The organism is Bacillus sp. FAU18 (assembly GCF_056033885.1).
Genome location: NZ_JBVYHZ010000003.1, coordinates 346,600 through 371,443 on the forward strand (window position 1 = coordinate 346,600; position 24,844 = coordinate 371,443).

Here is a 24,844-nt window from a genome sequence, read left to right on the forward strand (position 1 = left end):
GAGGTTCTATAGCTGAAAATCGGTATGTGATATACTGGTATTATGTAAGATACGGAGGGAGCTTTAATAGAATGGCTAAAGGGATTATGCTACATGAGGTTGGCGAACAGGTGGACCAGTATCTATTGATTAAATCCTCGACGAAAGGGATTGCAAGCAATGGAAAACCGTTTCTGACGCTGATGCTGCAAGACCAGTCAGGCGATATTGAAGCGAAGCTGTGGGATGCCAAGCAAAGTGATGAAGTGACCTATGCGCCGCAGACGATTGTCAAGGTCGTCGGCGATGTTCATCATTACCGCGGACGCACCCAGCTGAAGCTAAGAAATATCAGACCGGTAAGCGAGCAAGAAAACGTCAATATTGATGATTTTTTAGAAACCGCGCCGATTCCGAAAAATGAAATGATGGATACCATCACTCAATATATATTTGAAATGAAAAATCCGAATATCCAGCGAATCACAAGGTTCTTGGTTAAAAAACACGAAGCTGAGTTTATGGATTATCCGGCGGCTACGAAAAACCACCATGAGTTTGTCTCAGGTTTGGCGTATCATGTTGTCTCTATGCTGAACCTGGCGAAAGCAATAGCAGATTTATATCCGTCTCTTGATCGTGATCTGCTTTACGCCGGTGTCATCCTGCATGATCTTGGAAAAGTGAAGGAGCTGTCCGGCCCTGTTTCCACTTCGTACACGGTTGAAGGCAATTTGCTCGGCCATATTTCCATCATGGTGACAGAGCTTTCAAAAGCGGCTGAGGAGCTTCAAATCGATTCTGAAGAGGTGTTAATTCTTCAGCATTTGATTTTGAGTCACCACGGCAAAGCAGAATGGGGCAGCCCGAAACCGCCGATGGTGAAAGAAGCGGAAATTCTTCACTATATAGACAATCTGGATGCAAAAATGAATATGATGGACAGAGCGCTTGAGCGCGTGAAGCCGGGCGAGTATACTGAACGCGTATTTGCACTGGAAAACCGTTCCTTTTATAAACCGACATTTCATAAATAACTTAAAAAGGACTGATGCTGACATATTCAGCTCAGTCCTTTTTGATGCGTCTTTCCCGCACATAACTCGTCTCATTCCCGCATATGGTTAAGAATAAAGAATCTATGCAAAGGGGGAGGAGCCCGTGTTATTTTTTCCATGGTGGGTGTATCTTTGTATTGTAGGCATCATTTTCAGCGCATATAAACTTGTGGCGGCAGCCAAAGAGGAAGAAAAAGTAGACCAGGCTTTTATTGAAAAAGAAGGGCAGATTTATATGGAGAGGATGGAAAAGGAGCGAGAACGCCGCAGTTCTCAGCAGCATGAAGAAGAAAATCAAAACCATTCCATCGCATAAAAAAAGCTGTGCGGCTCATTGAGCCTGCACAGCTTTTTTATTATTTAGAACTGCTTGAAGGTGAAGAAGTGCTGTTGCTTGTTGAAGATGTATTAAATGTGTCTTTCAGATCTTTATCTTTTACTTCGATGTCAGCTTTCTTCATGACTTTTTGAACAGCTTCCTGAACAGCTGCGTTGTCATTTAATTTTTGTTCAAGCACTTCAGATTTCAGTTCTTTTTTCATATCATCGTATTTGCCGCGTTCTTCTGTCTTTTTAATGATATGGTAGCCGTATTGCGTTTTGACAGGGTCACTGACTTCACCTGTTTTTAATTTGAATGCAGCTTTGCTGAATGTTTCGTCCATTTGGCCTTCTTTTGCAAACCAGCCTAGATCTCCGCCTTGTGAAGCAGAGCTGTCTGTTGAGTATTCTTTCGCAAGATCTTCAAACTTCTCGCCTTTTTTCAGCTTTTTCTCTACTTCTTCAGCTGTCTTTTTATCAGCAACAAGGATGTGGCTTGCACGGATTTTGCCTTTTAAGCCTTCCCAGTATTCTTTGATATCGGCGTCTGTAACTTTGATGTTATCTTTAGCCGCTTTTTGTGTCAGCAATTCATATTTTACTTGTTCTTTCAGGTAATCCTTGCCATATTGCTTTTCGAGGGCAGTATATTGATCGCCAAGCTGCGTTTTGTATTCTTTCAGCTTGTTGTCAATTTCTTTATCCGAAACTTTATACTTCTTGTCCAATACTTTTTCTTGCACTAGCTGTGTCAGTACGCTTGCGCCAGCTGTTTTCTTCATGTTTGTGTAAAGCTCGCCTTTTGTGACATCGCCTGCGTCTGTTTTTGCGATAACTTCTTTGTCGCCGCTGCTGCAAGCACTGAGAGCGAGGATGCTTGTAGCAGTGATAGCTGCTATTGCGATTTTCTTCATTGGTTTCAAACACTCCTAATCATTCCAAATTAAATTACCTATGCGTATCATAACATATTGTGGCTTTCTGTAAAAAGATTTTAAATAAAGGGCATTCGTCTAGTCAAACTTTTGCTGACGACATACTTATATATTGATCAAGAAAAGGAGGTATGTAACATGAGCGGAGGATACTCTAACGGATTCGCGTTGCTCGTAGTACTGTTCATTTTGCTTATCATCGTAGGTGCAGCTTACATCTACTAAGCAGCCCGAGGATCGCTTGCAACATAAGCGATCCTTTATTTTCACTAGCGCCTAATCGTTTCAAACATGAATTGCATAACATGTAATTGGTAAATAAAGCTTATTACAGGAGGTGCTTTTTAAGATGGGTGAAGTATTTGCAGGCGGATTCGCTTTATTGGTTGTGTTATTTATTTTATTGATTATCATCGGCGCTTCTTGGCTGTACTAATCAACATAAAAAAGCATAGCTGCTTAATCAGCAGCTATGCTTTCTTTCGTATTTACACTGTAAAGGAGATCTCCACAAACGAAGAGATCAGTAAAATTAATATAGATACATTAATAAATCGGAATACCTTATCTTGCCGCTCTTCAGGAATCTCTCTGACAAGGCATAATGTATTGGTGAGCCTGTTTATGAAATATAAAATAAACACGGCAGCCACGATAAAATAGAATAAAATGATGGGAGATTCCCCCTCTCTCTGAACTGTCCCATATTACATTACCAAATATTTATTAAAAAAGATAGAATGCAAATTGAAAAATCGCCACCAGCACCAGGGGTTGACTACTTTTCAACAAGAATATCCAAGCCGTCTGCTTCCTGATCAATAAAAGCGGTTTTCGGTGCTTTTATCAGCTTGAGAGCCAGCAGAAAATCAGGCAGACAGTAGCCGGCGTGAATGCCCGAGATCATGCAGAAATAATGAGCATGATTCGGAAATGCCAGTGCTGCGTAAAACAATACCGGTGTAATCAGCAAGAACGGGCTGACCAGTGAAATGAGCATTGTTGTTTTTGGTATACGTTTCCATGTGCGCGTGCGCAATATGTAAAACTTTTTTTCTATTTTTCTTTTTTTGCAGATGATTGGCAGGACATGGATGACTTTATGTACAAATAAAATAACGACGAGCAAACCGCCGAATAAAGATACATATTCATCGCTTAAGCTTGTGCCAGGCCGCAGCAGCTCAAAAGCTAAAAAGGTAGATATAAAAACCAAAATCATAAAACATACAGCAGTTAATATTATGCGAACGGCGCCATAATCCTTCATGAGATTTATGGTCTTCCAGCAATTCATCAAAGTCATCCTTCCATACATCTTGAATAGAATCTCAAAATAATTTACTCCTCCCAAGAGAAAAAATCAATGCTTTTTTAAGAAAAAATATCATCCGACAGGTATTTTTTTGAAACAAGCAAACAAACTGCGAAATATGGGGTTAGAACTTTCTTCTCAGTGAATTATCAGCTAAAATAAGATTAAAGATAGAAAGAAGTGATGTGGATGGATTCGATGGATCATCGCATTGAGCGATTAGAATATTACATACAATTATTAGTGAAAACAGTAGATATGGACAGGTACCCCTTCTATGCGCTTCTCATTGACAAAGGGCTGAGCAAGGAAGAAGGGGAAGCGGTTATGAGGATATGCGATGAATTGTCGGAAGAGCTGGCAACACAAAAAGCGCAAGGATTTGTAACCTTTGATAAGCTCCTTGCGCTTTTTGCCGGACAGCTGAATGAAAAATTAGATGTTCATGAAACGATTTTTGCCCTGTATGAGCAGGGGCTTTATCAAGAGCTGATGGAAGTCTTTATCGACATCATGAAGCATTTTGATTAACTGTTTACAGGTTCGAGCTCTTCAGCCGGTTCATCCGCCGCACTGTCCTTTGCTTTTTTCTTCAGTTTTCCGTTTACGCTTTCAAAGTCATTGTCAATATTGGTGAGTGACGTTTCGAAAATTTCCATAAAATCATCGCCGTAGATATGGCGTATCATACACATCATTTCTGCCACTTCAGGAAATTTTCCGAATAAATGATACAGAGGCTGTGACCCTTTAAAAACAGCGTTGCGTGTCGGATCAAATTCCTCAAGCAAGCTCCAGAATACCTCGGTGCCTTCCTCAGTCAACTGGACGTATGTGTTTCGTTTATCATTCAGCCGTTTGGAGAACCTTAAATATCCCCGTTCTTCCAGCTTTTTTGAAAAGTTGAATGCGGTTGATACGTGCATGACCCCGAATTTCGCGATTTCAGAAATGGAAGCTCCATTCAATTGATACGCAATCCATAAAATATGATGCTCATTAATATTCAGGTCATACGGTTTGAGCCATTGCTGCCAATCCTTCTCGATCGATTTCCAAAGAGCCTTGCTAAGCTGAGCCATTTTCTGGGTGAAGACTAGAGCTTCTTTCACATCATAGGGCGGTTCCACTCGATTCATTACGTCACCTGCTTCTCTTTTTCTTTTTCTCTATTATGCCAATAAAATAAAGATTAATAAAGATGAAAATGTAAGAATTTTTTAATAAATTCACAAACCATTGCGGCGGAAGGGTTTTTCGGCCAAAAAAAATACGGGTCCAATTTTGGCCCGCATTTTTTTCTTTTGAATAGGATATTAGTTTTGTAAGGTTTTCTCCAGCTGTCTGATTTTCTCTTCGATATCGGCAATTTCTTTTTGCAAATCCTGCTGGTGAGGCTTGATCTCTTCCTGCCATTTTTTAATTGACGTTTGGAGCTCGCCGCCCACGTCTTTAATAACATCCGTGCTTTCTTTTGCCGCTTTGATCAGCTGGTCTTTTAATGCAAGCCCGTCTGACTTTAAGCGTTTGATTGTTTCTTCAAAAGAATCATAATTGGTTTTCATTTTTTCACGCAGCTGCTTTCCTGAGGAAGGTGCAGTAAGAAGAACCGCTGCTCCTCCGATGATGCCGCCTACGAATAGTCCTGTTAATAGAGAACGTCCGCTCGCCATTACAATCACCCCGTCTTTTTCTTCAAATAGGATTCATTCAGCATTTTTCATTTTTGTTGAAAGCCTGAACTTCTATACATAGCTTGCTTTATTTTAGCATATTTTTTAAGTGAAAAGGAGGGAGAAGGTTGTCTGTCTTTTTAATTGTGTTATCCTGCATCACCCTTGCCTTCGCTTCAGGCGCTGTTTACTATATCAGACTTCTCAGCCAGGCTGCTTCTTATCCGCCCAAGAAAGTCATCCGGCAGAAAGCGCTTGTTTGTTCAACCGGAACCGCCTTTACACTATGTCTTATCTTTTTCACAAAACTCCTCGCTTAAAACATGCTGACATGCTGCGAGCGCTCTGTTCAAAAAAACCTCTCCCGGAAGCGGAAGAGGTTTTGTGTGACAATTATTTAGCAGCTTCCATAAAGCTTGAACGTCTTAAAATGGTTTGCACAATCGGATAAATAATGATCATTGAGATTGTATTCAGCACAGCGGCCGGCAGAACAACAGCCGCGAACAATGCGGCGAAACCGCCCGGCAAACCGACGATCAATAAAGCTGACGATAGAAACACAATTCCTGATAAGATGGTCCCGATCACTGTCAGCACAGCGGCTGCACCTGTTTTTCGGCTCTTTCTGAACAAGAGAAACAGGGAGAAGAACAGAAACGCTGATACGGGTTTATCAATGATGTTAGGGATCTGTCCAGCTGGAAACGCGGTTGTAAGCGCGGAAATGATTCCGGTCACGATCCCGATGACGAGTACATTTTGCACTCGCGGGAACAGCAGAATGCCCATGAACATCATGATCAGCATCATATCTGGTTTCATGCCGCCTAAAAAGGGCGGAATAATAGAATGAAGCGCTGCGCCGATTGCGGCAAACAGAGCCATAATGACTAACTCTTTTGTTTTCATAACTATGCTCTCCTCTGCTAAGCTTTTTGCCCTCCAATAATATGCTCATCATTTATTGCGAAGGCTTTACAGAATGTGTTATGTAAACAGTATACCAAACGGACGGTTTACATAGCCAGACTTTTTACTCATTTTCCTGCTGGAATTTCTTCATGAACGCAGCTAATTTTTCACAGTCTTCGAGAGAGACCGCGTTATAAATAGAAGCGCGGCAGCCTCCCACCGAACGGTGTCCGCCAAGGCCGATCATCTTCGCATCTTTTGCTTTCTGAACGAATGTTTTCGTTAATTCGTCATCCCGAAGCGTGAAGGTGACATTCATGTGTGAGCGGCTGTCTTTTCTGGCATGTCCTTTATAGAAGCCGTTGCTTTCATCAATACAGCTGTAGAGAACCTGCGCTTTTTGTTCATTGCGCTGTTCAACAGCTTCCACACCGCCGTTTTCCTTGAGCCATTCCAGAACAAGGCTCAGCATATAAATAGCAAATGTCGGCGGAGTGTTGTAGAGTGAATCCGCTTTGACATGCGTGGAATATTTCAGGATTTTTGGGACGTTCGCATTTTCATTTTTCAGCCAGTTTTTTTTCATGATGACTACAGTCACGCCGGAAGGGCCGAGGTTCTTTTGGGCGCCTCCGTAGATCACATCAAATTTGGACACATCGATTTTTCTGCTTAAAATATCGCTGGACATGTCGGCTACGAGCGGAATTGGAGAATTCGGAAACTCCTGCCACTGAGTGCCGAAAATTGTATTGTTGGATGTGATATGTAAATATGCGCCGTCTTTTACATTCGTAAGGTCAACCTCTGGAATATAGCTGTAATTGTCTGTTTCACTAGTAGCGATGATAGACGTGTTCCCGAACAGTTTCGTTTCTGCCAGTGCTTTTTCAGACCAAGCGCCTGTCATGACAAAATGTGCGGTTTTTTCAGGTGTTAAAAAGTTCATCGGAAGCATTGAGAATTGAAGGCTTGCCCCGCCTTGAAGAAACAAGATATCGTAATCTTCCGGAATGCCCATCAGTTCAATTAAGAGGCTTTTCGCTTTTTGGTGCACCGCTTCATACTCTTTGCTGCGGTGGGAAAGCTCCATAACAGACATGCCGGATTCGTTAAAATCAATAAATTCTTTCTGTGCTTTTTGCAGAACTTCCAGTGGCAGCGCTGCAGGACCTGCGTTAAAATTCGTTGTACGTTCCATTATGATCTCTCCCTGTTTTCCACGTTAATGTATAAAATAATACAATTATCCTATCACAAAAATTCAGTTTTTTGATAAAAAATTAGAATTATCAAAAGAAATTGACGGATGTTTGCGAAATGTTCACAAAATAAAATAACCTCATCTTATGATGAGGCCAGGCGTTTTGCGATAGAGGAAGAGATGTTCTGCAGATCCTCCGGTTTATAATCATCAGCATGCGTTTTCCAAACCGCTCCGAAACCATCTCCTTTTCCGTAGCGAGGGATAATATGCATATGGTAGTGGAACACAGATTGTCCAGCTTTTTCGCCGTTATTGTTCAGCGTATTTAAGCCGATCGGTTCAAATTCATCCCGGATAGCGCGGGCGATTTTCGGAACAGCATGGAAATATTGTTTTGCTAATTCATCTGTAAATTCATATACATTCTCAATATGTGTTTTCGGAATGACAAGCGTATGGCCTTTTGTCACTTGGCTGATATCAAGAAAGGCAAGTACATGTTCATCTTCATACACCTTTGCGGATGGAATGTCGCCGGCGATAATTTTACAAAAGATACAATTCTCTGCACAATGCATGAGGGTTCCTCCTTATGAAATTGTTTAGTATGTATACACTCATCGTACCACAGAAATGCAGAAAATAGAAAACAGGATGAACGGCGAGCGTTCACCCTGAATGCAGAGGAAGAGCTTATATGAAGAAAATGTGTTATGCCTTTGGTAAGCACCTCATTTGTCAATAAAATGAAGACTTGTTTAATGCCTAACGATTCCTGCGATAAACACCTCATTTGACAATTTGCTTCATACATGAAGAATTCATCAATTCAGTGAAGAGAAATGGTTTGAGCATTGGACATGTTTATTTTCTATCCAACTGTTTCTAAGACGTCTTTGACAAACACCTCATTTTTCAGTTGATATGCTTTTCCTCTACAACTATTAAGATGTCCAGAACCCTGTCTCTTTATGACAGCAAATTCATCATTTGTTAAAAGGGAATTGTTTCAAATCAGGCCTTGTTTTTGGTACTATGAAGAAAAACACTATAAGGGGAGAAACTATGTCTCTGCTATCGGTAAAAGACTTGACCGGCGGATATACAAGGAATCCGGTTTTAAAAAACGTATCATTCACCCTTGAACCGAATCAAATTGTCGGATTAATCGGGCTGAATGGTGCTGGTAAAAGTACAACAATCAGACACATCATCGGGCTGATGGACCCGCATAAAGGTTCAATCGAATTAAACGGTAAAACGTTTGCTGAGGATCCGGAAGGCTACCGTTCACAATTTACCTATATACCTGAAACACCTGTTTTATACGAAGAATTGACGCTGATGGAGCATCTTGAACTAACAGCCATGGCATATGGACTGTCAAAAGAAACGATGGAGAAAAGGCTGCCTCCGCTACTAAAGGAATTCCGAATGGAAAAGAGGCTGAAGTGGTTCCCGGCCCATTTTTCTAAAGGAATGAAGCAGAAGGTTATGATTATGTGCGCCTTTTTGGCAGAGCCTGCGCTCTACATTATTGATGAGCCTTTTCTAGGGCTTGATCCGCTTGCCATTAACGCGCTGCTTGAACGGATGAATGAAGCGAAAAAAGGCGGGGCGAGCGTACTGATGTCAACACACATTTTGGCAACGGCAGAACGCTATTGCGATTCGTTTATTATTTTACATAACGGCGAGGTGCGGGCGCGCGGCACGCTGTCAGAGCTCAGAGAGCAGTTTGGAATGAAGGACGCGGCGCTGGACGATTTGTATCTTGAGCTTACAAAGGAAGACGCTGGCCATGAATAATATGCTTGATATTTGGCAGTCGCGGCTGCAGGAGCATATCAAAGAAACAAGAACATACATGAAATATATGCTCAACGATCACCTCGTCATTGTTTTGATTTTTTTTCTAGCAGGCGCTGCAAGCTGGTACAGCAAATGGATACGGGACATTCCCGCTCACTTTCCGTCCTTTTGGGTGATGGCCGTGCTGTTTTCGCTCGTGTTGACAAGCTCTTATGTGCGAACGCTTTTGAAGGAGGCTGACCTTGTTTTCTTATTGCCACTTGAAGCAAAAATGGAGCCTTACTTGAAGCAGGCGTTTGTCTACAGCTATGTGTCTCAGCTGTTTCCGCTTATTGCGCTGAGCATCGTTGCGATGCCGCTTTATTTCGCAGTCACACCGGGGGCTTCGCTCGTATCGTATGCCGCGGTCTTTGTCCAACTGTTGCTGCTGAAAGCGTGGAATCAGGTAATGGAATGGCGCACGACTTTCCAAAACGACCGCAGCATGAAACGGATGGACGTCATCATTCGCTTTGCGGCGAATACACTCGTTCTTTATTTTGTTTTCCAATCTGTTTATATGTATGCGCTTCTCGTCTATGTCATTATGGCTGTTCTTTATCTGTATATGTCTTCCTCAGCAAAACGGAAAACTTTTAAATGGGAAAGCCATATTGAGTCCGAATTGAGACGAAAGCAGCGTTTCTATCGGATTGCCAACCTGTTTACTGATGTGCCGCATTTGCGAAAGCAAGCCAAACGCAGAGCTTATCTCGACTTTTTGCTGCGGCTTGTGCCGTTTGAACAGCGCAAAACATTTGCCTATATGTTCACCCGCGCCTTTTTGCGTTCGAGTGATTATTTGGGCATTCTTGTCAGATTAACGATCGTTTTCGCGCTGATCATTATGTATGTCTCAGCTAGCCCACTGATTGCAGCGGTTTTGACTGTGTTTGCCATTTTCATTACGGGCATTCAGCTTCTGCCGCTCTTCGGCCACTTTGACCATCTGGCGCTTCAAGAGCTGTACCCTGTGAAAAAAGAAACAAAGCTGAAAAGCTATTTCTCTCTATTAAAAACTGCACTTAGTATTCAAGCGCTGCTGATGTCTGTTGCATCTGCCTATGCAGCCGGCTTGACCGGTTTTCTGTACGCGCTGATCGGTTCTGCCGTTCTGATTTTTGTTGTTTTGCCTGCTTATATGACAACCAGGCTGAAAAAGCACGGAAAGCTGTGAACTGAAAAGAGGTAATCAAATGACAGATAATCAGCTGCTGATGCAGGAAGCTTTGCAATGGAAAATGCATTTTTTGCGAAAGGGTTCCATGTTTGAACGCTTTTCGAAGCGTGTGCAGACGAAGGTGAATGAACGGATTCCTGAAAAAATCCATACGGTCGTCACCGAGAGTGTGAAAAAAATGGTAGAAGCGACAATGGCCGGCTCCAATATCATCACTTATAAAAAGGATACAAGCGCACTGTCGCTCAGTGAAAAAAACGAATTGGCGAAAAAAACGATTGTTTCTTATCAGAAAGTGGCAGCTGCTGAGGGAGTCGGCACCGGAGCGGGCGGCATTTTTTTAGGCATTGCTGATTTTCCGCTGCTGCTTTCAATTAAGATGAAGTGTTTATTTACCTTGTCTTCCATTTACGGCTTTGATGTCAAGGATGCACAAGAAAGGATGTTTTTGCTGCTCGTATTTCAGCTTGCATTTTCGAGTGACGATGGCCGTAAATCGCTTTTTTCTGTCATCGAAAATTGGGAGACGGAGAAAAAGAGCATCGACTGGAGAGTGTTCCAGCAGGAATATCGCGATTATATCGACGTCGTGAAGCTTTTTCAGCTTTTGCCGGGCGTAGGAGCGGCAGTCGGCGGAATTGCCAATTATAAGCTGCTTGCTCAGCTTGGAGAAACGGCAAGACATGTTTTTCATCTGAGGATATTAAAGGAAACAGCCGGAGAATAAACACTCCGGCTGTTTTTTTATAGCTGATGATAGGTGATCGCAGCGCCGGCAAGGACCTTTGCCGCTGTCAGCATGGCTTTTTCGTTGATATCAAATTTCGGATGGTGGTGGGAATAAACTCGATCTGGCTGTTCGGGAGCGGCACCTGTAAAGAAAAAAGTGCCTCTCACGTTTTGTAAGTAATAAGCAAAATCCTCGCCGCCCATTTGCGGTTCACCGTCAATGACCTGCTGAACGCCCTCGGTATTCTTTGCGGTGCTCACCAAGTGGTTCGTTTCGGCAGTATGGTTCACAACCGCCGGATAACCCTGTTCATAGGTGTACTCATAGGACGCGCCGTGCATGCTGCATATTCCTTTTACAACCGCTTCAATTTCTTTCTCCAGAATGTCCCGGACATTTTCATCAAAAGAACGCGCTGTGCCGATGAGTACTGCTTGGTCTGCGATGACATTAAACGGATTGTCGGCGATGAAGGAGCCTGTCGAAATGACGGCGGATTGAATCGGATTGACTTTGCGGCTGACAATGTGCTGCAAAGAGGAAACGATTTGCGAACCGATCAGGACGGCGTCTTTAGTATCATGCGGATGAGCGCCGTGGCCGCCCTTTCCGAAGACTTTAATCGTAAATCGGTCTGCCGCCGCCATTACGGCACCGGGGCGGCAAAGGATGGTTCCGAGCGGCTCAGTTGCCCAAAGATGAGTGCCGAATATCACATCCGCATTTTCGAGACAGCCGTCATCAATCATTGGCTTTGCGCCTCCCGGATAATATTCTTCTGCATGCTGGTGGATCATCACAAATGTTCCCTTCAGTTCATGTCTGTTTTGGTGAAGGACCTTGGCCACTGCGAGAAGAGCTGCGGTGTGGCCGTCGTGGCCGCATGCATGCATGACACCTGGCACTTTGGAGGCGTAAGGGACATCTTTTTCATCTTGAATGGGGAGAGCGTCAAAGTCGGCCCTCAAAGCGACTGTAGGGCCGGGTTCGCTTCCTTCTATATATGCTAAAACCCCTCTGCCGCCGACGTTCGTGCGGATTGGGACTCCTAACGATTCATAATAGGAAGCAATAAATGCGGCGGTTTTTTCTTCTTGAAATGAGAGCTCAGGATACATATGAAAATGGCGCCTGATCTCAACCATTTCTTCAAAACAGCTGTCGAGCTGTTTGTTTATCTCTTTCTGCAGTGTGGATATGGACAAAGCCGCTTCCCCCTTTTCTATGCTTTTCCATGATTGTATAGAAAAAGTCTGAATATTTCAACTCTTGTTGTTTTAAAGCATCATCACAGCTGCGAGGGTTGTCACCAAAAGGCCAATCGCGACTGGAATGAAGTTTTTTCTGGCAAGCTCAAAAGGATCAACTTTGCAAATGGCCGCGGCGGGAATCAGCGCCCATGGGACCAGTGTTCCTCCGCCCACCCAGATGGCAGAGATTTGTCCGAGTGCGGTCAGAGCGGCGGGATCGGCATGGAGAGCGGACGAAAAGAGCTTTGCAATGGAGCCAGCGAGAGAAATGCCAGAAAATCCTGAGCCGTCAAGGCCTGTTATGGCTCCAGCGGCAGTTAATGCAGCGGCGGCAAGCTCCTTTGACATAGGCATCATATGGGATAAAGCAATGCCAAGATCGTTGACAATGCCGTGGGAACCTTTAGGGAGTGAAGTGCCCAGTATGCTCTCATAGCCTGAGTCGCCAAGATAAAAGAAAGCGGCAATCGGGATGACGGGGCCGAAAACCTTAAAACCGAACTTAAATCCGTCAATAAAATAGCCGGTGATTTTTTCAAGCCCTTTATGCTTATACACGAAAAAATGAACGGTAAGGAGGATACAGATTGCAGACCCGCCAATTAACGCGGTGGCATCATTTCCTTGTAGGTTAAACAAGAGCATGCAGGCGATATCTGCAAGAAAGGCAAGCGGAATCAAAAAAGCCAGTATGGACCGCAGGCGTTTTGGCAAGTACAGCGAGTTGTCTTGTTCGCCGGAAAGAACGGGGGAAAAAGAAGCGGGATGCTCCTGTTTTTTGCGTTCGCGCTGAATCATGATAAAGGCAGCGGTTGTTGTGGTCACACCCATAATCAGCACAAGCGGAATGCTGGCCGAGACGACATCACCGACTGGAATGCCTGCTGCATCCGCAGTCAGCTTTGGCGCCGCCTGAATGACAAAGTCTCCTGACAGGGCAAAACCGTGTCCGAATAAGTTCATGGCCATGGCCGCGGCAAGAGGCGTCAAACCGGCACGTGCGGCTGCGGGGAGCAGGACGGCGCCGATTAAAGCGACACCCGGAGAAGGCCAGAAGAAGAGAGAAATGGCGAACATCAGGCCTCCAATCAGCCAATAGGCAGTCACAGGCCCTCTCACAAGGCTTGCAAAGGGAGAAATCATCGCTTCATTTATCCCTGTTTTTGTTAACAAATCACTCATCGAAACGATAAAGCAAATGATGAAAATCGTGGGCAGCAGTTCGCCGGCCGCATAGATAAAGCTGTGGAATAAACTGCTGACAGAAGCTGAAAGTGAATGGCTGGCCCATAGCGATATGATAAAAATGCCGAATAGAGAAATAAATGTCGTGTCTTTTCTCAGCAGCATAAATAGGATAATTGCACCGATAAAAAACACATACAGAACATGGACAGACAAAATCCCGACTTCCATCATCGATCACTCCTTCCGCTTACAGATTATTCATAGGCGGGCGGAAGGTGCCGGGACAGAGGGGAGGGTTATGATGGAAGATGAACATTGATTTGTTTCAGCTGCTCAATCAGATGATGCATTAATACTCTATTCGCTTTTTGCAGATGTTTTGGGAAGCATTCAGGAGAAAAAATGACGCACCCTTCAGCAAGCCAGTTTTTTCTATAGGCGATGGTGCTTTCCGATGGCTCTACATATGAACCATCCTTGTGCTGCATCTCGTACTCATCAAATCCGAACTGAAAAACGCAGCACGGGCAGATTTCATGAGAATGATTGCCTTCATGATCATATGGCGGTTCAGCCAATCCCTTAAACCCGCAGACTGGGCAAGTATGCTTCATTTTGCTTTCCTCCCAATAAAATAAGCTGCCGGACATGCCGGCAGCTATTCGACAGCGAAATATGTGGTGACATAGGAAGGCCGGGAGAAGATGGACGTTGTGTCAATTCCGGCAGATGTATCGCGTTTTTTGTGGGCTTCTTTGTAAGAACCGGACTGCTGCCAGTCTTGAAAGGCGCTTTCCGTTTCCCACAAGGTCAGAATGACATAGGTGTCACTGTCAAGCGGACGGAGCACTCGAATGGCTTCAAAGCCAGGCTCGTTTTCGACTTTTCCCGCTCTGTTTTTAAATCTGTTTTCAAACAGCGGACGCCCTTCCTGAGTGACGGCAATATTGTTCAATACTGCAAAACCGGGATGCATAATCTCTCCGACTTGGTCAATGACTTCATAAGCGTGTGGTGCCTGGAAAACGGTATCTCCGTTTGTTTCATGAATCAAAATGGCGTTTTCCTGCCCCTGCATCAAAAGGATATTTTCTGAGGGATGCTTCTCTACGATCGTTTTTAAAAAATCGGCTGTCCCATATGTAATATAAACCTTCATATCAGCCACCTCCTGCTTGCTAGTATATCAAAACAATGGTATAAGTTTCTATTGGCGAGTGCTTCGAACATAATTCCAAACAATTTTTCCCATACTACCTTTAGAAAGGCGAGGTGAGTTCATGTTTAAGATAAAGAAAAAGAAACTTTTTATACCTATCATTATTTTAGTGTTAACTGCTTTTCTCGCTTTAATAGGATATATTTCAATTATTTTTCTCGGCCATTATGTCATAGATGAAAAAAAGCTTATTCTTCATGCTTCTTCAAAAATTGTTGATCAAAACGGAGATGAGGTTGCAAGCCTGTATACAGAAAATCGCGAGCCGGTCTCGATCAATGAGATTCCAAAGCAGGTCAGAGAAGCGTTTATCGCTGTTGAGGATAAAAGGTTCTATGAGCATCACGGCATTGATGCAAAATCTGTCGGAAGGGCAGTGTATCGCGATATATTAGCAGGCGGAAAGGTGGAAGGCGGAAGCACGATCACCCAGCAGCTTGCCAAAAATATTTTTCTGACACATGACAAAACATTTCTAAGAAAAACAAAAGAAGTGATCATTGCGATCAATCTTGAACGGGATTACAGCAAGGACAAGCTGCTTGAAATGTATTTGAACCAGCTTTACTTCGGACACGGGGTCTACGGCATACAAGCGGCGTCCCACTATTATTTTAATAAAGAAGTAAAAGATTTGACTGTATCTGAAGGCGCTGTTTTGGCCGCTATTCCGAAGGCGCCTTCTACGTACTCTCCGATTTTGCACCCTGATAAAAATAAGGAGCGGCGTGATACAATTCTAGGTATGATGAATGACCAAGGCTATATCAGTGCGAAAGAGGCTGTCACCGCACAGGGCCGAACGCTTGGACTGCACGTGAAGAAACAGTCGGAAACACCTTGGTTTGACAGCTACATTGACCTTGTGATCAAAGAGGCGGAAGACAAGTATTCCATTTCCGGAGAGCAGCTTCTTCAAGGCGGATACACGATCAAGGTGCCGCTCGATTCGAAGCTGCAGAAGACGGCTTACCAGGTGATGAAAGAGGGAAGCTATTATCCCGGAACAGATCAGAATGCTGAGGGAAGCGCGGTCTTTATTAATAACAAGACAGGCGGTGTAGAAGCGGCCATCGGCGGAAGGGATTACACATCCAAAGGATATAACCGTGTCACAGCTGTCCGCCAGCCGGGTTCCACATTTAAGCCGCTTGCCGTATACGGACCGGCGATGCAGGAAAAGAAATTTAAGCCATATTCTCTATTGAAGGATGAGTTGCAGTCCTACGGAGATTATACGCCGAAAAACTACGACAGCCGGTATGAGGGCGAAGTCACTATGTCTGACGCCATTACGTACAGCAAAAACGCGCCGGCTGTCTGGACGCTGAATGAGATCGGCGTCGAAACAGGAAAATCTTATTTGAAAGCAAATGGCATTGATATCCCTGATGAAGGCCTTGCTCTTGCTCTAGGCGGCTTGGAAAAAGGCGTTTCGCCGCTCCAGCTTGCCGGCGCGTTTCATACATTTGCCGCGAATGGAACGTATACGGAACCCTTCTTTATCTCGAGCATAATAGATGAAGACGGAGAAACAATAGCCGATCATAAAGAGGAAGGAAAGCGGGTTTTCAGCAAGCAGACGTCTTGGAATATGACGAGAATGCTGCAGCAGGTAGTCAAAAAGGGAACGGCCACGTCCGGCACCTATCACGGGGACCTGGCGGGAAAAACAGGTTCTACATCTTATACAGGCGTCTCCGGCGCGACAAAGGACGCCTGGTTTGCAGGCTATACGCCGAAAATAACCGGGGCAGTCTGGATGGGCTATGACAAAACGGATCAAAGCCATTATTTGAAAGCCGGGAGCTCATACCCGACGCGGCTGTTTAAGGATATTTTGACACAGGCAGGAGAAACCGGTCATGTGTTCACAAAGCCTAAAAACGTTAAAGAACTGGAAAGCCCGATTGAGCTGAAGCCGGTCAAAACACTCACAGCCGATTACACATTTAAAGCAGCGGGGCTCTTTACTATTGAATTAAAGTGGGACGCTCAAGAGGATGATCGGGCCGTATACAGAATTTATGTAAACAAAGACGGCAAGGAGACGCTTCTTGATTCGGTTGAAGGGAAGGGAAGCTATGAAATTCCTTATGCCAACTTATTTTCGGGCGCGTCTTATAAAATTGTGCCTTATAATACACAGACAAAAAGAGAAGGGGAAGGAACCGATTACGTTCAGCCAAAATTGTTTTCCTCTTAATGGAATTCGGCGATTTTTTGAACTTTGAGCTACATTTCTATACCATTTGCCTAAAACAAGGTATAGTGTAATAAGTCAAGAAATACGAACGTATGGTTGCCGTATGAAAGGTGGAAATCAGATGAGTAAACGAGAAACGTTTAACGAGACGTTTTTAAAAGCTGCGCGGGGAGAAAAAGCGGATCACACGCCTGTGTGGTATATGAGGCAAGCAGGGCGCTCACAGCCGGAATACCGCAAGCTGAAGGAAAAGTACGGATTGTTTGAGATCACCCATCAGCCCGAACTTTGTGCGTATGTCACAAGACTGCCGGTTGAGCAATACGGAGTCGATGCTGCAATCCTTTATAAAGATATCATGACGCCGCTGCCGTCAATCGGTGTGGATGTTGAAATCAAAAACGGGATCGGTCCTGTGATTGATCAGCCAATCCGGTCTCTGGCGGACATTGAAAAACTCGGCCAAATTGATCCGAAACAGGACGTGCCGTACGTGCTTGAGACAATTAAACTGCTTGTCAATGAGCAGCTGAACGTCCCGCTCATCGGTTTCTCAGGTGCGCCTTTTACGCTTGCAAGCTATATGATCGAAGGCGGCCCGTCGAAAAACTACAATAAAACAAAAGCCTTCATGTACAGCATGCCGGATGCATGGAATCTGCTGATGTCCAAGCTTGCCGACATGATCATCGTGTACGTGAAAGCGCAGATTGAGGCAGGCGCAAAAGCGATTCAAATCTTTGATTCGTGGGTCGGCGCATTGAATCAGGCAGATTACAGAACATACATCAAACCCGTAATGAACCGGATTTTTTCAGAGCTCGCAAAGGAGAATGTGCCGCTGATCATGTTTGGCGTTGGCGCAAGCCATCTTGCAGGTGATTGGCATGACCTACCTCTCGATGTTGTCGGGCTTGACTGGAGACTCGGCATTGATGAAGCCAGATCAAAAGGAATTACTAAAACAGTGCAGGGCAACCTGGACCCGTCCATTTTGCTTGCGCCATGGGAAGTCATTGAGAAGAAAACAAAGGAAATACTTGATCAGGGTATGAAATCAGACGGCTTCATTTTCAATCTTGGCCATGGGGTATTTCCTGACGTCAGTCCCGAGGTTTTGAAAAAACTGACAGCATTTGTCCATGAATATTCACAAAATAAAAAAATGGGTCAATATTCCTAAGCATATCTTTTGGTATCTTAATGATATCCTGTCAAAATGTTTGTATCAGATCATTAAAGAGGGTGTAAACAGTGAGTAGAAAGAAAATGGGGCTTCTCGTGATGGCGTACGGCACGCCTTATAAGGAAGAAGATATTGAACGTTATTATACACATATCAGAAGAGGCAGAAAGCCTGAACCTGAAATGCTTCAAGATTTGAAAGACAGATACGAAGCGATTGGCGGCATTTCACCGCTTGCCAAAATCACAGAAGAGCAGGCGCATAATCTGGAACAGCACTTGAATGAAATTCAGGATGAGATTACATTTAAAGCGTATATCGGACTGAAGCATATCGAGCCGTTTATTGAAGACGCCGTAGCAGAGATGCATAAGGATGGCATTACAGAAGCAGTCAGCATCGTGCTGGCGCCGCATTTCTCCACGTTCAGCGTTCAGTCCTACAACAAACGTGCCAAAGAAGAGGCTGAAAAACTCGGCGGCTTAACGATTACGTCAGTTGAAAGCTGGTACGATGAACCGAAGTTCGTGACATATTGGGTTGACCGAGTGAAGGAAACATATGCGTCAATGCCTGAGGATGAAAGAGAAAACGCAATGCTTATCGTATCCGCACACAGCCTGCCAGAAAAAATCAAAGAATTTGGAGACCCGTACCCGGACCAGCTGCATGAATCGGCGAAATTGATTGCTGAAGGCGCAGGCGTTTCCGAATATGCTGTCGGCTGGCAAAGTGAAGGGAACACGCCTGATCCTTGGCTCGGACCCGATGTTCAGGATTTAACACGTGATTTATTCGAACAAAAAGGCTATCAAGCATTTGTATATGTTCCTGTTGGATTTGTCGCGGATCACTTAGAAGTGCTTTATGATAATGATTATGAATGCAAAGTGGTTACTGACGATATCGGCGCAAGCTATTACCGGCCGGAAATGCCAAATGCCAAGCCTGAATTTATTGATGCTTTGGCAACAGTCGTATTAAAAAAATTAGGACGTTAAAGAAGGCGATGAACATGAGTGACGGCAAAAAACATGTAGTCATCATCGGCGGCGGCATTACCGGTTTAGCCGCCGCCTTCTATATGGAAAAAGAAATCAAAGAAAAGAATCTGCCGCTTGAGCTGACACTTGTTGAGGCAAGTCCGAGAGTCGGCGGGAAAATCCAGACTGTCAAGAAAGACGGCTATATCATCGAAAGAGGGCCAGACTCATTTCTGGAACGAAAGAAAAGCGCCCCGCAGCTTGTTAAAGACTTAGGTCTTGAGCATTTGCTTGTCAACAATGCGACTGGACAATCCTATGTGCTTGTAAACCGCACCCTGCATCCAATGCCGAAGGGCGCTGTAATGGGGATACCGACAAAAATTGCGCCGTTTGTTTCTACGGGTCTGTTTTCCTTGTCCGGGAAGGCGAGAGCTGCTATGGATTTCATCCTGCCTGCAAGCAAAACAAAGGATGATCAGTCATTGGGAGAATTCTTCCGCAGACGTGTCGGAGATGAAGTGGTCGAGAACTTAATCGAGCCGCTTCTATCAGGAATCTACGCAGGCGACATTGACAAGCTTAGCCTGATGTCGACATTCCCGCAATTTTACCAGACGGAACAAAAGCATAGAAGCCTGATTCTCGGCATGAAAAAAACAAGACCTCAAGGCTCAGGCCAGCAGCTGACGGCAAAAAAACAAGGGCAGTTCCAGACTCTGTCAACCGGTTTGCAGACCCTTGTAGAAGAGATCGAAAAGCAGTTAAAGCTGGCGAAGGTGTATAAAGGCACAAAAGTGACCAAACTCAGCCATAGCGGCTCTGGCTATTCGCTCGAACTTGATAACGGCGTCACACTTGATGCTGATTCAGTAATTGTGACTGCTCCGCATAAAGCGGCTGCGGGAATGCTTTCTGAGCTTCCTGCCATTTCTCATTTGAAAAATATGCACTCCACATCCGTGGCAAACGTCGCTTTAGGTTTCCCTGAAGGCTCCGTCCAAATGGAGCATGAGGGCACGGGTTTTGTCATTTCAAGAAACAGTGACTTTGCGATCACAGCCTGTACGTGGACGAATAAAAAATGGCCGCACGCAGCGCCGGAAGGCAAAACGCTGCTTCGGGCATATGTCGGAAAAGCCGGAGACGAATCCATTGTCGATCTATCAGATAATGACATTATCAACATTGTGTTAGAAGACTTAAAGAAAGTCATGAACATAAACGGCGAGCCGGAAATGACATGTGTCACCCGATGGCATGAAAGCATGCCGCAGTACCATGTCGGCCATAAGCAGCGTATCAAGGAGCTGCGTGAAGCACTTGCATCTGCGTATCCGGGTGTTTATATGACAGGCGCTTCTTTCGAAGGTGTCGGCATTCCCGACTGCATTGATCAAGGAAAAGCTGCCGTGTCTGACGCGCTTACCTATTTATTCAGCTAAAACCTCCGCTATATCGCGGAGGTTTTTTGATGTGCAATGGCAATATTGTGTAAAAAAATGATTGAATTGAACGGAAGGTTATGATACATTTGCATATGTACTTAATGACTAAAATGTTCAAACGGTCAGTTTCGAGGTGAATACAATGTCAATAGATCGAAAAAAGCTCATTTTGGAGGCGGCTACAAAGTCTTTCACGCAGTTCGGGTATAAAGCGACGACAATGGATCTTGTCGCAAAACTTGCGAACGTGGGGAAGGGAACCATTTATACTTTTTTCAAAAACAAAGAAGAGCTGTTTGACGAGATTTTCACTACTTTATTAAAGGAAATGAAGCAAAAAGCGGATGAAGCGATGGAGCCGAACCTTCCGTTCCATGAAAATGTGCACAGAGCGCTGTTTGCCATTCTGGAGTTCAGGAAAACACATCAGCTGACGATTAAAATTTTCCAAGAGAATGCCGAGATTGGTACAATGGCTGTTCAGGAAGTGATCCAGAAAATGGAGCGAGCCATACTGTCTTATATCAAAAGTAAGATTGAAGACGGGATCAAAAGCGGCGCAATCAAGCCGTGCGACCCTGAGCTGACAGCCTTTGTGATGCTGAAGCTTTATATCGCGCTCATTTTTGACTGGGAAAAACAACACCCCCCGCTTGATAAAGAGACAATTGCGGGACTGCTTGAATTGTATGTTGTCAAAGGATTGTCAGCGAACTAGATAATCCTTTCTCTTTGCAAGAAAATGACCATTTTTCATGATGAGTCAGTTTTAGAATGGAGGCATCAGGATGAACACAATACGAAGTCAGTGGAAAGACATCGTAACAAGTAAAAAATTATTGATTCCCATCATTGCCATTTTGTTTGTCCCGCTTATTTACAGCGGCGTATTCTTAAAGGCTTATTGGGACCCGTACGGCACAGTTGACCAGCTGCCTGTCGTTGTCGTCAACCAAGACAAGGGAGCAACGTATGAAGGAGAAAAACTTCAAATCGGTGATGATCTGGTCAAGGAATTAAAGGATAATAAAAACTTTGATTGGCATTTTTCCAATGATCTCGACCAATCGTTAAAGGACTTATTGAATCAAAAATATTATTTAGTTGTCGAGATTCCTGAGGATTTTTCTAAGAATGCCAGCACTGTATTAGACAAAAATCCGAAAAAATTGGATCTGAAATACCATACAAATGCAGGGTCCAACTATGTAGGGGCAACGATCGGCGAAAAAGCAATTGATAAACTGAAAGCCTCTGTTTCAAAAGAAGTGACCGAGCAATATACGAAAGTTATTTTTGATAACTTTAAAGATATCGCAAAAGGTTTGAGCGACGCGAGCAGCGGCGCGAAAAAAATTGATGACGGCACAAAGGATGCGAAAAACGGAAGCGCCCAGCTGAAAGAAAATCTGGCGAAGCTGAAGGAAAGCACCGCTACCATCAGTGACAAAACAGCGCAGCTTGCAGATGGAGCGGCTCAGGTGACGAGCGGCATCCAATCACTTGACAGCTCGCTTGGGAAATTCCAGGACAGCAGCAACCAGATTTATGATAAATCTGGTCAGCTTGCAACAGGATCTGGCAAGATAACGGGCAAACTGAATGAACTGAATGCCGGCCTTCAAAAGGTGCAGCAGGGCTTGCCTAATCTGACAAACGGGCTGGATCAGCTCAACAGTAAAGCGCAAGAAGAGTCGGAAAAAGCAGCAAAAGCGGAAAAACTCATAAATGCGCTCGATTTAACACAGCTTGAAACAGCTGTGAACAACCTGGAAAAGTCAGAAACTGCGATGAAGGAATTTAAAAAACAGCTGTCTGACTTTGAAAACAGCTTAAAAAACCGTGATCAGGCATTCAAAAATCTCATCAATTCGAGTGATTTCTTAACAGCGGAGCAAAAAAGCCAGTTGATCAGCTCTGTTGAAAAGCAGCTTCCGAAAGTTGATGCGCCTGATTTTGATGAAATTTTAAGTGGGCTTCCTTCAGCTGATCAGCTGCCTGACATCGCAACGATAAAAAGCTCATTGGAAGATGTGAAAGCGGAGGTTGCCCAGGTGAAGGCATTGCCGGAAGCTACCGCTAAGCTTTATAACGGCGCAAAAGCCACTCAAGATGCGATTGACAAATTAACTGCTGGATCTGAGAAGATATACAATGGTTCACAGCAGCTGACAGAAAACCAAAATAAACTGACAGCGGGCATCGGTGAATATAATAAGCAATTCGCAAAAGCAAAAGCGGGCTCAGAGCAATTGGTGACAGGAAGCAGCCAAGTATCCGGCGGATTGTTTAAGCTGTTAGACGGGTCTAAACAGGTCCAAAGCGGATCATCAAAACTTGCAGACGGATCTGCATCACTTGATACAGGTTTAGGCAAGCTATTGGACGGCACAGGAGAGCTGTCTAGTAAGCTGAAGGATGCGGCTGACCAAACAGGAGATATCGATGCTGATGATCAAACATATGGCATGTTTGCAGATCCGGTTAAAACCAAAGATGATGCCATTCATTCCGTTCCTAACTACGGTACAGGGCTGACACCTTATATCCTGTCAATGGGCTTATATGTCGGCGGCATCATGCTGACGGTTGTCTTCCCGCTGAAGGAAGCGTCAGGACGTCCGAGAAACGGTTTTGAGTGGTTCTTCAGCAAATTCAATGTCATGATGCTTGTAGGAATCATTCAATCATTGATTGTGGCGACGGTTCTTCTATTGGGAATTGGTCTCGAGGTAGAGAGCACGTGGAGATTTTACGTGTTTACGATCATTACGAGTCTAGCTTTCCTGGCGATAATTCAATTTTTGGCTACAACGATGGGCAACCCGGGACGATTTATCGCAGTCATTATTTTAGTGCTGCAGCTGGGAGCGAGCGGAGGAACCTTCCCGCTGGAATTGCTTCCGAATTTCTATCAGGTCATCCATGGTGCATTGCCGATGACCTACAGCATTAACGGATTCAGAGCAGTCATTTCAAACGGTGACTTTGGCTACATGTGGCAGATGGCCGGCGTCTTAATCGGCATCGCCCTCGTCATGATTGCACTAAGCATTACTTACTTTACAATGTTAAGCCGGAAGGAAGAATCATCAGAAGAACAGCCGGCTTCATAAAGAAAAAGAACTTGTTTCCTTGGAAACAAGTTCTTTTTTTGTTACATTCCCCATTTAATAAGCAATCCTGTATAGGTTAATCCGCCGCCAAACCCGAAAAGCAAAACGATTTGATCTTTTTTCAGCTTCCCGGCTTTCACTGCGAGATCGAGCGCCAAAACAATTGAAACCGAAGACGTGTTTCCGTAGTGCTCAACACTAGTGAGCGTTTTTTCAATCGGGAACGGTGTTTTTTCACAAATTGACTCGATCATGCGCAAGTTGGCGCTGTGAGGAACAAACCAATCGAGATCATCAGAGCTGAGTCCTGCTTTATGTAAAAGCCGTTCAAATTCGCCAGGGACGGTTCGTGCGGCCCATTTATATACCTCGCGTCCGTTTTGCACCATTTTTCCAGAACCGACAAGCTGCACACCGTTTATTTCATTTCGCAGTCCGGCACGATACAAAATATCGCCGCCGTTCCCGCTTGTTCCTTGTACAGACGCAAGAAATCCCGGCGTCTCTTCATCTCGTTCCACTAACAGCGCACCCGCGGCATCGCCGAACAGAACGCATGTCGTTCGATCGGTATAATCCGTTACCTTTGATAACGTCTCTCCGGCGATCACGAGAATTTTTTGATGAAGGCCAGATGTGATCAATCCATTTGCCAAATGGAGGCCGTAAGTCAGCCCGGCGCATGTCGCATTAATATCCAGCGCGCCGGTGCTTTCCCAGCCGAAATATTCCTGTACGCGGCATGCCGTACTCGGAAAGGCGTAATCGGATGTGGTTGTGGCAACGAGGATCATATCGACATCATCAAGTGTTCCTTTATAACGGCTCTTGAGATTCTTCACAGCTTCTATGCATAAATCAGAGGTAAATTGATGTTCATCCGCAATCCGGCGTTCTCTCATTCCTGTGCGCTGAACGATCCATTCATCAGAGGTATCAACGATCTTTTCTAAATCTGCATTGGTTAAGCGTCTGCTCGGCGCATAGGTGCCGATAGCTGTAATTTTTGCTTTTGACATATGAATCACTCCTTATGGTCAGATTATAACACTAGATATTAGTATCTGGTACTAAAAAAAGAAGG

Annotated in this window: 27 protein-coding genes and 1 pseudogene; 15 read left to right on the top strand and 13 right to left on the bottom strand. The window is 44.4% G+C overall.

Annotated features, from left to right (window positions below; translation table 11 throughout):
* The first annotated feature begins 71 nt into the window (after nt 1–71).
* Nucleotides 72–1,016 (top strand): 3'-5' exoribonuclease YhaM, encoded by a 945-nt coding sequence (yhaM, locus tag AC0OMU_RS02020; protein ID WP_003245698.1) that lies wholly within the window; start codon nt 72–74, stop codon nt 1,014–1,016.
* 124 nt (nt 1,017–1,140) lie between these two features.
* A complete protein-coding gene (gene yhaL / locus AC0OMU_RS02025) occupies nt 1,141–1,353 on the top strand; it encodes a sporulation protein YhaL (RefSeq protein ID WP_003233252.1) in 213 nt (70 codons plus the stop codon).
* A 40-nt stretch (nt 1,354–1,393) separates the two neighbouring features.
* Here yhaL and prsA read toward each other — a convergent pair whose 3' ends face one another.
* Nucleotides 1,394–2,272, bottom strand: coding sequence for a peptidylprolyl isomerase PrsA (gene prsA, locus AC0OMU_RS02030; protein WP_015383240.1), 879 nt, complete (start codon nt 2,270–2,272; stop codon nt 1,394–1,396).
* 159 nt (nt 2,273–2,431) lie between these two features.
* On the opposite strand from prsA, the gene yhzE1 reads away from it, so the two are divergent.
* Nucleotides 2,432–2,518, top strand: a complete 87-nt coding sequence (yhzE1, locus tag AC0OMU_RS02035) for a sporulation protein YhzE1 (protein ID WP_003327753.1) — start codon at nt 2,432–2,434, stop codon at nt 2,516–2,518.
* 124 nt (nt 2,519–2,642) lie between these two features.
* Complete coding sequence (yhzE2, locus tag AC0OMU_RS02040) at nt 2,643–2,729, top strand: sporulation protein YhzE2 (protein WP_003155248.1); 87 nt, start codon at nt 2,643–2,645, stop codon at nt 2,727–2,729.
* A gap of 52 nt (nt 2,730–2,781) precedes the next feature.
* Here yhzE2 and AC0OMU_RS02045 read toward each other — a convergent pair whose 3' ends face one another.
* Together AC0OMU_RS02045 and AC0OMU_RS02050 are read right to left on the bottom strand one after the other, a co-directional pair.
* The gene (locus AC0OMU_RS02045; protein WP_024571667.1) at nt 2,782–2,964 is read right to left on the bottom strand and encodes a hypothetical protein; all 183 of its coding nucleotides are present in this window, start codon (nt 2,962–2,964) and stop codon (nt 2,782–2,784) included.
* Between the two features lie 107 nt (nt 2,965–3,071).
* Nucleotides 3,072–3,590 carry a DUF3267 domain-containing protein gene (locus AC0OMU_RS02050; protein WP_015483028.1) on the bottom strand — a complete coding sequence of 173 codons (519 nt, stop codon included), beginning with the start codon at nt 3,588–3,590 and terminating at the stop codon, nt 3,072–3,074.
* A gap of 207 nt (nt 3,591–3,797) precedes the next feature.
* Here AC0OMU_RS02050 and AC0OMU_RS02055 point away from each other — a divergent pair, with 207 nt between their 5' ends.
* A complete protein-coding gene (locus tag AC0OMU_RS02055; protein WP_009966921.1) occupies nt 3,798–4,139 on the top strand; it encodes a YhaI family protein in 342 nt (113 codons plus the stop codon).
* Here AC0OMU_RS02055 and AC0OMU_RS02060 read toward each other — a convergent pair.
* Entirely contained in the window at nt 4,136–4,747 is a 612-nt protein-coding gene (locus AC0OMU_RS02060; protein ID WP_003239501.1) for an HTH-type transcriptional regulator Hpr, read from the bottom strand. The two genes, AC0OMU_RS02055 and AC0OMU_RS02060, sit on opposite strands and share 4 nt — an antisense overlap.
* A gap of 177 nt (nt 4,748–4,924) precedes the next feature.
* Nucleotides 4,925–5,281, bottom strand: a complete 357-nt coding sequence (locus AC0OMU_RS02065) for a YtxH domain-containing protein (protein WP_003245875.1) — start codon at nt 5,279–5,281, stop codon at nt 4,925–4,927.
* Between the two features lie 128 nt (nt 5,282–5,409).
* Here AC0OMU_RS02065 and yhzF point away from each other — a divergent pair, with 128 nt between their 5' ends.
* The gene (gene yhzF / locus AC0OMU_RS02070) at nt 5,410–5,601 is read left to right on the top strand and encodes a membrane protein YhzF (protein WP_014476318.1); all 192 of its coding nucleotides are present in this window, start codon (nt 5,410–5,412) and stop codon (nt 5,599–5,601) included.
* Nucleotides 5,602–5,674: 73 nt separating this feature from the next.
* On the opposite strand, the gene trpP is transcribed toward yhzF, so the two are convergent.
* From trpP to AC0OMU_RS02085, 3 genes are all read right to left on the bottom strand, one after another.
* Nucleotides 5,675–6,193: a tryptophan transporter TrpP gene (trpP, locus tag AC0OMU_RS02075; RefSeq protein ID WP_003233236.1), complete on the bottom strand. Its 519-nt coding sequence runs from the start codon at nt 6,191–6,193 to the stop codon at nt 5,675–5,677.
* Between the two features lie 124 nt (nt 6,194–6,317).
* The gene (serC, locus tag AC0OMU_RS02080) at nt 6,318–7,397 is read right to left on the bottom strand and encodes a 3-phosphoserine/phosphohydroxythreonine transaminase (protein ID WP_047182362.1); all 1,080 of its coding nucleotides are present in this window, start codon (nt 7,395–7,397) and stop codon (nt 6,318–6,320) included.
* 146 nt (nt 7,398–7,543) lie between these two features.
* Nucleotides 7,544–7,981 (bottom strand): HIT family protein, encoded by a 438-nt coding sequence (locus AC0OMU_RS02085; RefSeq protein ID WP_003233231.1) that lies wholly within the window; start codon nt 7,979–7,981, stop codon nt 7,544–7,546.
* Between the two features lie 487 nt (nt 7,982–8,468).
* Between AC0OMU_RS02085 and ecsA the strand changes: the two genes are divergently transcribed.
* The 3 genes from ecsA to AC0OMU_RS02100 are packed head-to-tail and all read left to right on the top strand — an operon-like array spanning nt 8,469 to nt 11,161.
* A complete protein-coding gene (gene ecsA, locus AC0OMU_RS02090; RefSeq protein WP_003233230.1) occupies nt 8,469–9,212 on the top strand; it encodes an ABC transporter ATP-binding protein EcsA in 744 nt (247 codons plus the stop codon).
* The gene (gene ecsB / locus AC0OMU_RS02095; protein WP_181218714.1) at nt 9,205–10,431 is read left to right on the top strand and encodes an ABC transporter permease EcsB; all 1,227 of its coding nucleotides are present in this window, start codon (nt 9,205–9,207) and stop codon (nt 10,429–10,431) included. Before ecsA ends, ecsB begins: the two co-directional genes overlap by 8 nt.
* 19 nt (nt 10,432–10,450) lie before the next feature.
* Nucleotides 10,451–11,161 carry an EcsC family protein gene (locus AC0OMU_RS02100; RefSeq protein ID WP_047182363.1) on the top strand — a complete coding sequence of 237 codons (711 nt, stop codon included), beginning with the start codon at nt 10,451–10,453 and terminating at the stop codon, nt 11,159–11,161.
* A 17-nt stretch (nt 11,162–11,178) separates the two neighbouring features.
* Here AC0OMU_RS02100 and sndC read toward each other — a convergent pair whose 3' ends face one another.
* From sndC to hmoB, 4 genes and pseudogenes are all read right to left on the bottom strand, one after another.
* Nucleotides 11,179–12,369: an N-acetyl amino acid acetylase SndC gene (gene sndC / locus AC0OMU_RS02105; RefSeq protein ID WP_474240872.1), complete on the bottom strand. Its 1,191-nt coding sequence runs from the start codon at nt 12,367–12,369 to the stop codon at nt 11,179–11,181.
* Nucleotides 12,370–12,441: 72 nt separating this feature from the next.
* A complete protein-coding gene (locus AC0OMU_RS02110) occupies nt 12,442–13,833 on the bottom strand; it encodes a hypothetical protein (RefSeq protein ID WP_080467286.1) in 1,392 nt (463 codons plus the stop codon).
* Between the two features lie 65 nt (nt 13,834–13,898).
* Nucleotides 13,899–14,216, bottom strand: a pseudogene (locus tag AC0OMU_RS02115) (hypothetical protein).
* 44 nt (nt 14,217–14,260) lie between these two features.
* Nucleotides 14,261–14,761 (bottom strand): heme-degrading oxygenase HmoB, encoded by a 501-nt coding sequence (gene hmoB, locus AC0OMU_RS02120; RefSeq protein ID WP_015483033.1) that lies wholly within the window; start codon nt 14,759–14,761, stop codon nt 14,261–14,263.
* Between the two features lie 121 nt (nt 14,762–14,882).
* On the opposite strand from hmoB, the gene AC0OMU_RS02125 reads away from it, so the two are divergent.
* The 6 genes from AC0OMU_RS02125 to AC0OMU_RS02150 all read left to right on the top strand — a co-directional run bounded on the left by AC0OMU_RS02125 (nt 14,883) and on the right by AC0OMU_RS02150 (nt 23,760).
* Nucleotides 14,883–17,027 carry a transglycosylase domain-containing protein gene (locus tag AC0OMU_RS02125; RefSeq protein ID WP_015383251.1) on the top strand — a complete coding sequence of 715 codons (2,145 nt, stop codon included), beginning with the start codon at nt 14,883–14,885 and terminating at the stop codon, nt 17,025–17,027.
* 121 nt (nt 17,028–17,148) lie between these two features.
* Nucleotides 17,149–18,210 carry a uroporphyrinogen decarboxylase gene (gene hemE / locus AC0OMU_RS02130; RefSeq protein ID WP_015483035.1) on the top strand — a complete coding sequence of 354 codons (1,062 nt, stop codon included), beginning with the start codon at nt 17,149–17,151 and terminating at the stop codon, nt 18,208–18,210.
* Between the two features lie 71 nt (nt 18,211–18,281).
* Entirely contained in the window at nt 18,282–19,214 is a 933-nt protein-coding gene (hemH, locus tag AC0OMU_RS02135; RefSeq protein ID WP_014663414.1) for a ferrochelatase, read from the top strand.
* A 14-nt stretch (nt 19,215–19,228) separates the two neighbouring features.
* On the top strand, nt 19,229–20,641 hold the full coding sequence (gene hemY, locus AC0OMU_RS02140) for a protoporphyrinogen oxidase (RefSeq protein ID WP_015483036.1): 1,413 nt from the start codon (nt 19,229–19,231) through the stop codon (nt 20,639–20,641).
* A gap of 145 nt (nt 20,642–20,786) precedes the next feature.
* Nucleotides 20,787–21,362 (top strand): TetR/AcrR family transcriptional regulator, encoded by a 576-nt coding sequence (locus AC0OMU_RS02145; protein WP_014479348.1) that lies wholly within the window; start codon nt 20,787–20,789, stop codon nt 21,360–21,362.
* A gap of 70 nt (nt 21,363–21,432) precedes the next feature.
* Complete coding sequence (locus AC0OMU_RS02150) at nt 21,433–23,760, top strand: YhgE/Pip family protein (protein WP_474240873.1); 2,328 nt, start codon at nt 21,433–21,435, stop codon at nt 23,758–23,760.
* Between the two features lie 41 nt (nt 23,761–23,801).
* On the opposite strand, the gene fabHB is transcribed toward AC0OMU_RS02150, so the two are convergent.
* A complete protein-coding gene (gene fabHB / locus AC0OMU_RS02155) occupies nt 23,802–24,779 on the bottom strand; it encodes a beta-ketoacyl-ACP synthase III FabHB (protein ID WP_003233200.1) in 978 nt (325 codons plus the stop codon).
* Nucleotides 24,780–24,844 lie beyond the last annotated feature (65 nt).

Excerpts from the sequence above, each read along its gene's own strand:
- yhaM (WP_003245698.1), top strand. The coding sequence starts at position 72 with ATGGCTAAAGGGATTATGCTACATGAGGTTGGCGAACAGGTGGACCAG.
- prsA (WP_015383240.1), bottom strand. The coding sequence starts at position 2,272 with ATGAAGAAAATCGCAATAGCAGCTATCACTGCTACAAGCATCCTCGCT.
- yhzE1 (WP_003327753.1), top strand. The coding sequence starts at position 2,432 with ATGAGCGGAGGATACTCTAACGGATTCGCGTTGCTCGTAGTACTGTTC.
- yhzE2 (WP_003155248.1), top strand. The coding sequence starts at position 2,643 with ATGGGTGAAGTATTTGCAGGCGGATTCGCTTTATTGGTTGTGTTATTT.
- AC0OMU_RS02050 (WP_015483028.1), bottom strand. The coding sequence starts at position 3,590 with ATGAATTGCTGGAAGACCATAAATCTCATGAAGGATTATGGCGCCGTT.
- AC0OMU_RS02055 (WP_009966921.1), top strand. The coding sequence starts at position 3,798 with ATGGATTCGATGGATCATCGCATTGAGCGATTAGAATATTACATACAA.
- AC0OMU_RS02060 (WP_003239501.1), bottom strand. The coding sequence starts at position 4,747 with ATGAATCGAGTGGAACCGCCCTATGATGTGAAAGAAGCTCTAGTCTTC.
- AC0OMU_RS02065 (WP_003245875.1), bottom strand. The coding sequence starts at position 5,281 with ATGGCGAGCGGACGTTCTCTATTAACAGGACTATTCGTAGGCGGCATC.
- trpP (WP_003233236.1), bottom strand. The coding sequence starts at position 6,193 with ATGAAAACAAAAGAGTTAGTCATTATGGCTCTGTTTGCCGCAATCGGC.
- serC (WP_047182362.1), bottom strand. The coding sequence starts at position 7,397 with ATGGAACGTACAACGAATTTTAACGCAGGTCCTGCAGCGCTGCCACTG.
- AC0OMU_RS02085 (WP_003233231.1), bottom strand. The coding sequence starts at position 7,981 with ATGCATTGTGCAGAGAATTGTATCTTTTGTAAAATTATCGCCGGCGAC.
- ecsA (WP_003233230.1), top strand. The coding sequence starts at position 8,469 with ATGTCTCTGCTATCGGTAAAAGACTTGACCGGCGGATATACAAGGAAT.
- ecsB (WP_181218714.1), top strand. The coding sequence starts at position 9,205 with ATGAATAATATGCTTGATATTTGGCAGTCGCGGCTGCAGGAGCATATC.
- AC0OMU_RS02100 (WP_047182363.1), top strand. The coding sequence starts at position 10,451 with ATGACAGATAATCAGCTGCTGATGCAGGAAGCTTTGCAATGGAAAATG.
- AC0OMU_RS02110 (WP_080467286.1), bottom strand. The coding sequence starts at position 13,833 with ATGATGGAAGTCGGGATTTTGTCTGTCCATGTTCTGTATGTGTTTTTT.
- hmoB (WP_015483033.1), bottom strand. The coding sequence starts at position 14,761 with ATGAAGGTTTATATTACATATGGGACAGCCGATTTTTTAAAAACGATC.
- AC0OMU_RS02125 (WP_015383251.1), top strand. The coding sequence starts at position 14,883 with ATGTTTAAGATAAAGAAAAAGAAACTTTTTATACCTATCATTATTTTA.
- hemE (WP_015483035.1), top strand. The coding sequence starts at position 17,149 with ATGAGTAAACGAGAAACGTTTAACGAGACGTTTTTAAAAGCTGCGCGG.
- hemY (WP_015483036.1), top strand. The coding sequence starts at position 19,229 with ATGAGTGACGGCAAAAAACATGTAGTCATCATCGGCGGCGGCATTACC.
- AC0OMU_RS02145 (WP_014479348.1), top strand. The coding sequence starts at position 20,787 with ATGTCAATAGATCGAAAAAAGCTCATTTTGGAGGCGGCTACAAAGTCT.
- AC0OMU_RS02150 (WP_474240873.1), top strand. The coding sequence starts at position 21,433 with ATGAACACAATACGAAGTCAGTGGAAAGACATCGTAACAAGTAAAAAA.
- fabHB (WP_003233200.1), bottom strand. The coding sequence starts at position 24,779 with ATGTCAAAAGCAAAAATTACAGCTATCGGCACCTATGCGCCGAGCAGA.